The sequence below is a fragment of the Aquaspirillum serpens DSM 68 genome (assembly GCF_000420525.1).
Taxonomy (GTDB): domain Bacteria; phylum Pseudomonadota; class Gammaproteobacteria; order Burkholderiales; family Aquaspirillaceae; genus Aquaspirillum; species Aquaspirillum serpens.
This window is the reverse complement of the sequence record NZ_ATVC01000009.1, coordinates 44,500-50,676: the sequence shown is the minus strand read 5'-3', so window position 1 is coordinate 50,676 and position 6,177 is coordinate 44,500. Positions and strand designations below refer to the sequence as shown.

Annotated in this window: 8 protein-coding genes; 3 read left to right on the top strand and 5 right to left on the bottom strand. The window is 52.0% G+C overall.

Features of this window, described 5'->3' with window-relative positions:
• The 3 genes from G465_RS0103400 to G465_RS0103390 form a co-directional block, all read left to right on the top strand.
• Nucleotides 1–656 (top strand): DUF4214 domain-containing protein (locus G465_RS0103400; RefSeq protein WP_022653083.1); only part of this gene is annotated, 656 nt, incomplete at its 5' end.
• 198 nt (nucleotides 657–854) lie between these two features.
• Nucleotides 855–1,604 (top strand): uroporphyrinogen-III C-methyltransferase, encoded by a 750-nt coding sequence (gene cobA, locus G465_RS0103395; protein WP_022653082.1) that lies wholly within the window; start codon nucleotides 855–857, stop codon nucleotides 1,602–1,604.
• Between the two features lie 59 nt (nucleotides 1,605–1,663).
• On the top strand, nucleotides 1,664–2,266 hold the full coding sequence (locus G465_RS0103390; RefSeq protein WP_022653081.1) for an ANTAR domain-containing response regulator: 603 nt from the start codon (nucleotides 1,664–1,666) through the stop codon (nucleotides 2,264–2,266).
• Between the two features lie 12 nt (nucleotides 2,267–2,278).
• On the opposite strand, the gene ppnP is transcribed toward G465_RS0103390, so the two are convergent.
• The 5 genes from ppnP to G465_RS0103365 form a co-directional block, all read right to left on the bottom strand.
• Nucleotides 2,279–2,593 (bottom strand): pyrimidine/purine nucleoside phosphorylase, encoded by a 315-nt coding sequence (ppnP, locus tag G465_RS0103385; RefSeq protein ID WP_022653080.1) that lies wholly within the window; start codon nucleotides 2,591–2,593, stop codon nucleotides 2,279–2,281.
• Between the two features lie 30 nt (nucleotides 2,594–2,623).
• A complete protein-coding gene (accD, locus tag G465_RS0103380; RefSeq protein ID WP_022653079.1) occupies nucleotides 2,624–3,490 on the bottom strand; it encodes an acetyl-CoA carboxylase, carboxyltransferase subunit beta in 867 nt (288 codons plus the stop codon).
• A gap of 70 nt (nucleotides 3,491–3,560) precedes the next feature.
• Nucleotides 3,561–4,352 (bottom strand): tryptophan synthase subunit alpha, encoded by a 792-nt coding sequence (trpA, locus tag G465_RS0103375; protein ID WP_022653078.1) that lies wholly within the window; start codon nucleotides 4,350–4,352, stop codon nucleotides 3,561–3,563.
• A complete protein-coding gene (gene trpB / locus G465_RS0103370) occupies nucleotides 4,352–5,551 on the bottom strand; it encodes a tryptophan synthase subunit beta (RefSeq protein WP_022653077.1) in 1,200 nt (399 codons plus the stop codon). Before trpB ends, trpA begins: the two co-directional genes overlap by 1 nt.
• On the bottom strand, nucleotides 5,538–6,176 hold the full coding sequence (locus tag G465_RS0103365; RefSeq protein ID WP_027405129.1) for a phosphoribosylanthranilate isomerase: 639 nt from the start codon (nucleotides 6,174–6,176) through the stop codon (nucleotides 5,538–5,540). Before G465_RS0103365 ends, trpB begins: the two co-directional genes overlap by 14 nt.
• Between the last annotated feature and the right edge of the window lies 1 nt (nucleotide 6,177).

Here is a 6,177-nt window from a genome sequence, read left to right as displayed (position 1 = left end):
TGTTTACCGCTGAATATGATCCAAACGTGCTCAACGTTACCGCCAATCGCCAATTTACCGGCAGCGAAGGTGATGAAATGGGCTATTTGCCGATGGGTTTGGCGTTGAATGTCGATGGTGGCAAAGGGCATGACGTGCTCAAACTGACGACCACACGGGCAGACTATGCACTGGAGCGTAATGGTAATGCCTTGGAAATCACCCGTCTTAACGATGGGGCGATGTTGAGCTTACAAAACGCGGAATCCATTGCCTTCGATAACGGCGACATCCTTCACCTGACTCATAACGGCGTAGAAGCCACACTAGCACGGTTGTTCCAAACCTTCCTCAACCGTGATGCGTCGGTCAGTGAATGGCAACTCGGCAAACAAGCTGCCACCGACTATCAAGCCGGTCGCCTGTCAGCAGATGTGGTTTTTGCGTGGTTCCAAGCCCATAACAGCAGCTTGGCGAAGATGGACAACACCACCTATGTCCAGACCTTGTACCAAAATACCTACGGTCGCCAAGCCAATACCACCGAACTCAACGGCCATTTAGCGGAGTTGCAAAACAACACCCTCGATCGTAACGGCCTCGCTGTCAAACTCGCCGCCAGCAGCGAAGCCATTACCGCGATTGGTACGGTGATGCAGTTTGATGGCTGGGTGTAAATAATTGGCATCCTCCTCGTCCTAAACAGCGAGGAGGATATCAAAGTTGAATCACCAAACACCGAAAGCCCAATCCACGCTAACTTTTGGCGATACCTGCCGCAACTAAACATGAACAAATAACCAATTGATATTTCTCTATTGCAGTGAAAGCTGACACTCTTATGCCTTAGAGAAATTTGTGTAGGGGAGTGTGACGTGGCAAAGGTGTTTTTAGTTGGGGCGGGGCCGGGGGATGTGGAGTTATTGACCATCAAGGCGATGCGCTGCTTACAACAGGCGGAAGTGGTGTTGGTCGATGACTTGGTCAATCCAGATATCCTGCAATTCGCGCCAGCAAACTGCAAAATCATTCCCGTCGGCAAACGCGGTGGCTGTCGTTCAACACCACAAGACTTTATCCAACGACTGATGCTGCGTTATGCCCGCCAAAGGAAAACCGTCGTCCGCCTAAAAGGGGGCGATCCGATGTTGTTTGGACGCGGTGGGGAAGAAGTCGCGTTTTTAGCTCAACATGGTATTGGCTGTGAGGTGGTGAATGGCCTCACGGCGGGTTTGGTCGCAGCGACACAGGCTGATATTCCCCTCACTCATCGCGACCATACCCAAGGCGTGACTTTTATTACCGGCCATCGCCGTGATGGTTCCCAACCCAACTGGCCGGCGCTGGTGGCTGGTGGTACCACCTTGGTGGTGTATATGGGAATGCAAAATATCGGTTTGCTATGTCAAGCATGGCGACAGGCCGGTATGCCAGACAGCATGCCAGCCGCCGTCATTCAACACGCATCGACCCCACAACAACGCATCTTAATCAGCGAACTCTCTCGCTTGGCCGCTGAGGTTGAGGCCGGTGGTTATGGCAGTCCAGCGATTATTGTGTTGGGTGAGGTAGTGAAAGAAAAAACATGGCGTGATACTCTGCCACACCTTGTTTCAGCGGCATGACAGCCTAGGCTCCGCTAACGAAATAAGGGGATGCTATCGACCTTGTTTGGAGACTTGCCTTGACTGCCGCCAACCTACGCTTGTTATTAGTTGAAGATGAACGTGTTCTCGCTGCGGGTTTAGCCACAGCTTTGGAATTGGCTGGCTATGAAGTCAGCCGCAGCCCGACATTAGCCGATGCCCGTCAACGCATTGAGCAAAATCGGGCCCCATACGCCCTAGCGATTATTGATTTAGCATTACCAGATGGAAATGGTTTTGAGCTGGTGCAATTTTTAGCACACTACCCAGACACACCTTGTTTGGTGTTGGGTGATCACGATTCACAGCCACTCAGTTGCCAACACAAAAATATCTTGGCGTATCTGGTGAAGCCGGTAGAAGCACAAGATTTAGTGACAGCAGTGGCCGGTACTTATCAACGTTTACCCCTCGCGACAGCCAGTGCCACAGCCACGACTTTGGCAGGGCAAGCCGGTGGCAATAAACAACATTTAATTGCTGTAGCAGTCGGGATTTTGATGGAACGCCATCATATAACACGGCAACAAGCAGCAGAATGGTTACAACAACAAGCACAACAAAGTCACCTGACTTTGCTACAACAGGCGACTGAAATTGTGGCGGCATGTGAGCGTTTGAACTTACACCCCCATGCCTAACCCCTAAACTACTTAGGCGAAGTGGCAGACATAATGCAACGTTTCTGTCACTTCAATTTGGAAGCTGCTATTAGCTGGCACCGAGAAAGATTCACCGCCCTGATAGCTGCGGGCTTCGCTTTCACCAGCCAAGGTCACACGGCATTGCCCCTGCAACAGCTCCATCACTTCGGCAGCAGCAGTGTTAAATGTTAAGTTTGCCGGCAAAATCACACCGACTGATTTTTTTGTACCATCCGCCAACGTCAGGCTGTGGCTGACACATTTGCCATCAAAATAGACATTCGCCAGTTTATTAACGCTGACGTTTTCAAAGACTTGACTCATCTCTTATTTCCTTTGTGAATAGGCTGTTTTTTAAGCAACTGCAGGTTGTTTCATCAACAATGTCACCAAATCGGCCAAGCGCTGTTTCATTTGCCGGCGGTCAACAATCATATCAATCGCCCCTTTTTGCAACAGAAACTCAGCGCGTTGGAAACCCTCTGGCAATGTTTCGCGTACGGTTTGTTCAATCACTCGTGGGCCAGCAAAACCAATTAACGCCCCCGGCTCAGCCAATACCACATCACCTAAGAAAGCAAACGAGGCCGATACACCACCCATTGTCGGGTCGGTCAGAATCGAAATAAATGGCAGTTGTTTTTCTGATAACAGGTGCAAAGCAGCACTGGTTTTTGCCATTTGCATCAATGAATTTAACCCTTCTTGCATCCGCGCACCACCAGAGGCAGACACACAAACAAAAGGTGCATTGGCTTCAACGGCAGCTTGGACACCGCGCACAAAACGCTCTCCCACCACCGAACCCATCGAACCACCGATAAAACGAAATTCAAATGCAGCAATCACAATCGGATGGGTCAGAATACTGCCTTGCATCACCACCAAAGCATCTTCTTCGCCGGTGTCTTCTTTGGCTGCGACTAAGCGGTCAGGATATTTTTTGCTGTCTTTAAACTTCAAAATATCCATTGGCACCACTTCAGCACCGATTTCACGCCGGCCTTCTTCATCCAATAACACTTCTAAACGTGCGCGTGCCGATAATGGATTGTGATGGTTGCACTTGGGGCAAACATGTTGATTGTTTTCCAAATCGGTGTGATACAACACCGCTTCACAGGCAGAACATTTACTCCACAACCCTTCCGGCACACCGGACTTGTTGGTTTTACTGTCTTTCTTGATTTTCGGTGGCAATAGCTTGTTTAACCAGCTCATGGAGCCTCCACAACACAACCGCCCGCGAGAAGGCGGGCGGGAGCGTTTGTTAAGTAAGTTTTTTTACGAATTAGGCATCCAATGCTGCACGGATACCAGATAAAAATTCGGTGAGATTGTGTGCAGCCTGCGCCCCAGAGCGTTCGATTTCTTCGACCAAACGGCTACCGATGACCACAGCGTCGGCTGCCTCACCAATCGCGCGCGCACTGGCGGCGTCGCGGATGCCAAATCCCACCCCAATCGGGAGTGGAATTAAGGTTTTCAATTCATTAACACGCTGAGCCACCGCTTGTGGATCGAGCGTTGCTGCGCCGGTGACCCCTTTTAACGACACATAATAGACATAACCTTGTGCATGTTTTGCCAAGGCCTGTACGCGTGCCAGTGGGGTCGTTGGTGCCACTAAAAACACCGGTGCCAAGCCTTGTGCCTGTAATGCAGGCGCCAGCTCATCGGCTTCTTCCGGTGGACAATCCACGGTCAACACCCCGTCCACCCCCGCTGCCTGTGCCGCTGCGGCAAATTCAGCATAGCCCATCGCCTCTAATGGGTTGAGATAACCCATCAATACCACAGGCGTGTGTTGGTTATGTTGACGAAACTCAGCCACCAACGCCAATACCTTATTCAAGGTCATGCCACGCTGTAAGGCGCGTTCGCTGGCCCGTTGAATGGTTGGACCATCGGCCATCGGATCGGAAAACGGAATCCCCAATTCAATGATGTCAGCACCTCCGGCCACTAAAGCCTGCATCAGCGGCACCGTTTGTGTCGCATCAGGGTCACCAGCAGTGATGAAGGGGATCAGGGCCTTCCGCCCTTGTAATCCAGCAAAACAACGATCAATACGATTGTCCATTACAGTTCCAACCCCCGCATCCGTGCCACAGTATTGATGTCTTTATCACCACGTCCCGACAGATTGACCAGAATAACCTGATCGGCCGGCAAGGTTGGGGCCAGTTTTTTGGCATAGGCCAAAGCGTGGCTAGACTCTAAGGCGGGGATAATCCCTTCGAATCGACATAAATCATCGAAGGCAGCCAAGGCTTCGCTATCGGTCACTGCCACATATTCAGCGCGGCCAATGTCTTTCAAATAGCTATGCTCAGGGCCAACACCCGGATAATCGAGGCCAGCCGATACCGAATGGGTCTCGGCAATCTGACCATTTTCATCCTGCATCAGATACATCCGTGCACCATGTAAGACACCTGGTCGGCCTGCATTTAATGGGGCGGCATGGCGGCCCGTTTCAACGCCATCACCACCGGCTTCCACCCCAATCAGGCGAACATCCGGATGAGGAATGTAAGGATAGAAAATGCCGATGGCGTTGGAACCACCACCCACACAAGCGACCACGGCATCCGGTTGTCGTCCCAACATGGCAGGCATTTGGGTCAAGCATTCTTCGCCAATCACCGACACAAAATCACGCACGATCATCGGGTAAGGATGTGGGCCAGCCGCCGTCCCTAAGATATAGAATGTCGAATCCACATTGGTCACCCAATCGCGCATGGCTTCGTTCAGCGCGTCTTTTAAAGTGCGCGAGCCCGATTCCACCGGTACCACTGTGGCACCAAGCAGTTTCATGCGGAAGACGTTGGGCGCTTGGCGCTGCACATCTTCTGCCCCCATATACACGATACATTCCATGCCATAACGGGCGGCCACGGTAGCCGTTGCCACGCCGTGTTGACCGGCGCCAGTCTCAGCAATCACCCGTTTTTTACCCATCCGGCGCGCCAACAGTGCCTGACCAATGGCATTGTTAATTTTATGGGCACCAGTGTGATTTAAGTCTTCACGCTTGAGGTAGATTTGTGCACCACCCAAGGCAGCAGACCAGCGCTGGGCATGATAAATCGGGCTAGGACGACCGACATAATGCGCCAGCTCATGGTGAAATTCGGCCATAAAAGCGGGGTCGGCTTTTGCTTTGGCGTATTCGGTTTTTAACTCTTCTAATGCCGTCATCAAGGTTTCGGCAACAAACACGCCGCCGTAACGGCCAAAATGGCCACGTTCATCCGGCAAATCATAAGGGTGCATAACATGCTCCTGCGATAAAAGCCGCCACTTTGGCAGCATCCTTAATGCCCTTGGCTGCTTCCACACCACTGGAGACATCCACAGCAGCAGGTTTCACCTGCGCCACTGCTAAGGCGATATTGTCTGGATCGAGGCCACCGGACAGAATCAACGGCAACGGCAACGATTCAGGAAGTAAAGACCAATCAAAGCGATGTCCCGTTCCCCCCGGCACACCAGGTTGGTAGGCATCGGTTAATAAAGCACGGGCATCGGGGTATAAGGAGGCGTAGTGTAGCAGATTCAGCCCCGCCTGAACGCGTACTGCCTTGAGGTAGGGGCGATGGAATTGACGACAAAAGGCAGCGGATTCATCACCATGAAACTGTAGAACATCAATCGGCACGGCCTCTAGGACGTGATTGACCTCTTCGACAGTGGGATCGACAAACAGCGCCACCACCGTCACAAACGGCGGCAATGCCGCCACCACTGCCTGCGCCTGTGCCACCGTCACCGCACGCGGGCTAGGCGGATAAAATACCAAGCCAATGGCGTCAGCACCCAGTGCGGCACAGGCTTGACCATCTTCAGGACGGGTGATGCCACAGACTTTAACACGTGGACGAAGGGGGGTAAGCGACATC